The organism is Holdemanella biformis DSM 3989 (assembly GCF_000156655.1).
GTDB classification, from domain to species: Bacteria; Bacillota_I; Bacilli_A; order Erysipelotrichales; family Erysipelotrichaceae; genus Holdemanella; species Holdemanella biformis.
In genome coordinates this window covers 177621-180836 of record NZ_DS996843.1, presented here as the reverse complement: position 1 = coordinate 180836, position 3216 = coordinate 177621, and the positions used below count along the sequence as shown (strand labels likewise).

The window sequence follows — 3216 nt, the reverse complement described above, 5'->3', positions numbered from 1 at the left end:
TTGGATATGAATAATTAAATAAATTGAAGTCGATTTACATTCTTGCTAATATAAAGTATAATGTTAGCGAGAATGTAAAAGGCGGTGAGAGTGTGGAAGGAGTAATGGATTCTAAAAAAATTGAGGTTTTGAATGTTAAAAAATTAAAGAATGTGAATGTATCGAGACAGTCTATTTATAATTTTATAAAAAGGAATTGTATGGAAAAAGTTGGCCCAGGTATTTATATTTCAAAAGATGTGTTGGAAGATGAAGCTTATGTTTTGTCACAGCGTTGTCCAAAAGGAGTTATTTCTCATGATGATGCCTTATATTATTATGGCCTGGTTGATCGAGAACCTTTTGTGCATTGTATTACAATTTATAGTGGATATAATCCTTCTGCTTTAACAAACTCAGGTTACAAGGTTTATACTGTAAAAAAGGAGCTTTTGGATCTAGGAAAGACTACAATCACAAATCAATTTGGTCATGAAATCCCAATGTATGATTTGGAAAGAACAATTTGTGATTTAGTGAGAAGTAGACGTAATTTCGAAATTCAGGATTTTAATATGGCGATTAAAACTTATTTACAAAGAAGTGATAAAGATCTGAATTGTTTAATGGTGTATGCAAAAGCATTTCGAATTGAAAAGATAATTAGACAATATATGGAGGTTTTATTGTAATGTATCTAACTCCAGCACAAATAAAAGGTAGAATTAAAAATGTCGCCAAACAAAATGGATCGGATCCTATAACTTTGTTACGTATTTATATGATGGAGCGTTTTCTTGAAAGAATAACGTATTCTAAATATAAAGACGATTTCATTGTTAAGGGTGGAATCTTGGTTACTTCTATGATTGGTATATCGATGCGATCGACTATGGATATTGATACATCAATACGTAATTTTGATTTAACCAAAGAAGAAACCACAAGGATTGTAAGTGAAATTAAAGATATTTCTCTTGATGATCACATTGAATTTATCTTAAATGATGTATCTGATATCATGGACAATATGGAGTATCCAGGAATAAGAATTCATATGGATGCAAAATTAGAAAATTTAATAGTGCCAATCAAAATAGATATATCAACAGGTGATGTGATTACACCTAGAGAAATAAGATATGAATATCCGTTGTTGTTAGAAGACAAATCAATACAACTCTGGTCATATAATTTAGAGACAATACTTGCAGAAAAAATTCAAACAATTCTTTCTAGAGGATTGTTGAATACACGTATGCGTGATTTTTATGATGTAACGACTTTATTTGATCGTTATAACGATCAAATAAACTATAATGATTTATTATTGGCATTTGATAAAACATGTAGCAAAAGAGAGACACTTTCTTTATTGGAGCATTATGAAGAAATATTATGCTCAATAAGTGAAGATTCAACGTTGCAGAATTTATGGAAGAATTATTGTCGTAAATATAAATATGCTAGTCATATTGAGTTTTCTACAAATTTAGAAATAATAAAACAATTGATGAGTCAAATGTTAGAAATTGAGTGAAACAATATTTTAATTGTATGTATTGTTAGAATGAAATGGTTTGTACTCAATATGTACTCACAGTGACTCCAAAATGAGTACAAAATATACGTAAAAGATTTGGAATATAAAATAATACAGGAAGTAATTGTATAAATAACCATATAATGTATATGTTGTATGGATTTAAAAGTATACAAAATTGAGCTCGAATAATATCAAAAGTTGAGAAAGTCCTTTATTCAAGGGCTTTTTTAATGCCTCAAGTGGTGCTGAAAACGTTTTGAAAACGTATTTTGTATTTGGGGCCTTAACTAAAGGCTTTCATAAGGGTCCAAAATTGACGCTTTTTCAAAAATTCAGGCAAAAATCACGAAAATTGACTATTTTTTGAGTCAAAATAGGGTGATTTTGGTTAAAAAAGCCCAATTTGCTAACCGGAGGTTAACCACGGTTTACAGGTTCGTAAAAACATTAAAAAAGCCTTTAAAATAAGGCTTTCGTGAGAGTTTGCTTATACAGGATAAACTTCTGTCTTTCCTTTTTTTCGCATTGCAAGTATCGTTTTTAGTGTTAATTCAAGCATTTCATCATCATTTTCATCTTCCAATCCTTTGCCATAAAGTTTGATAAACTTAATAAGTTCATCTTGTAGACTTCTGAATACATATGGATTGCCATAAACTGTTACTTCTTTTCCTAGTATAGAGTTGATTATAAATTCTTGCTTTGTGAGTCCTGAAATTAGAACTCTACGATTTAGCAGATCAACTTCTTCTTCAGACATTCTAAATCCTACAACTACGTTTCTAAGTCTCCCATTTTGATCCAGGTTCTTCTTGCTCATCTTTTTCACCATTTCTTGAAATGTTTAATTTTTTAGCAATCATTAGATCTTTATTAGGAAACATAGTGCGTATCGATAGGTTACTTTAACACTTTCATGTCCAACACGATTTGCGATATCTACAGCACTAAATCCCATTTCAATCAGCATAGATACGTGGGAATGTCTTAAATCATGGACACGTATTCTTTTAACACCGGTTTCTCTGCATCCTCGATCTATTTCATGATGAAGACCGGATTTAGTGATTGTAAAGATACGATCATCAACTTTTAAGTAGGGGAGTCTAGAGATATAATCTTGCATCTCATCGACTAGAAAATCAGGAAGTGTTAATACGTGATTACTTTTTCTAGTTTTAGGCGTTGTGATAATATCTTTACCTTTAATATGCTGATAGGATTTGTTGATTTTTAAAGTTTTCTTTTCAAAATCAAAATCTTCAGCTGTTAAGGCAAGCAGTTTACCAAGACGTATGCCACACCAATACAAGATTTCAAATGCATGATAACTTTCTTCTTTATTCATCATTGATCTAGAGAAGGTAAGATATTCTTCTTTAGTCCAGAATTTCATTTCACCAACTTCTTCTATATCCATGTTGCCGGCAAGTCTAGCAGGATTGTTTTTTAATCCATAAAATCTAACAGCATAATTAAATAAAGCACTGAGTTGATTATGGATCGTTTTAAGATACGTTTGTTTGTAGTTGTTATAATTAAGTGGCGAAAACTCCATAGCTTGCTGTGGAGGTGAAAGCCACTTTTTGTATTGCATAATGCGTATTAAAAGTATATAATATATGTAGAAAAAGTTCGGAGTTGATATCATGGGTAGACCTAGAACGAACAATGTTCAGATCAATATTGCT

The 3216-nt window shown here is 30.9% G+C and carries 3 protein-coding genes and 1 pseudogene; 2 read left to right on the top strand and 2 right to left on the bottom strand.

The genetic code is table 11. The annotated features are described in order from the left end of the window. Nucleotides 1-104 precede the first annotated feature (104 nt). Together EUBIFOR_RS07600 and EUBIFOR_RS07595 are read left to right on the top strand one after the other, a co-directional pair. On the top strand, nt 105-671 hold the full coding sequence (locus tag EUBIFOR_RS07600) for a type IV toxin-antitoxin system AbiEi family antitoxin domain-containing protein (RefSeq protein WP_244264163.1): 567 nt from the start codon (nt 105-107) through the stop codon (nt 669-671). Beyond that, nucleotides 671-1519: a nucleotidyl transferase AbiEii/AbiGii toxin family protein gene (locus tag EUBIFOR_RS07595; protein WP_003865418.1), complete on the top strand. Its 849-nt coding sequence runs from the start codon at nt 671-673 to the stop codon at nt 1517-1519. Before EUBIFOR_RS07600 ends, EUBIFOR_RS07595 begins: the two co-directional genes overlap by 1 nt. 493 nt (nt 1520-2012) lie before the next feature. Here the strand turns inward: EUBIFOR_RS07595 and EUBIFOR_RS07590 are convergent, their stop codons facing one another. Further along, entirely contained in the window at nt 2013-2345 is a 333-nt protein-coding gene (locus tag EUBIFOR_RS07590; RefSeq protein WP_040466342.1) for a plasmid mobilization protein, read from the bottom strand. Then, nucleotides 2308-3059 (bottom strand): annotated as a pseudogene (locus EUBIFOR_RS07585) (site-specific integrase); the annotation flags it as partial. The gene EUBIFOR_RS07590 and the pseudogene EUBIFOR_RS07585, both read right to left, overlap by 38 nt. Between the last annotated feature and the right edge of the window lie 157 nt (nt 3060-3216).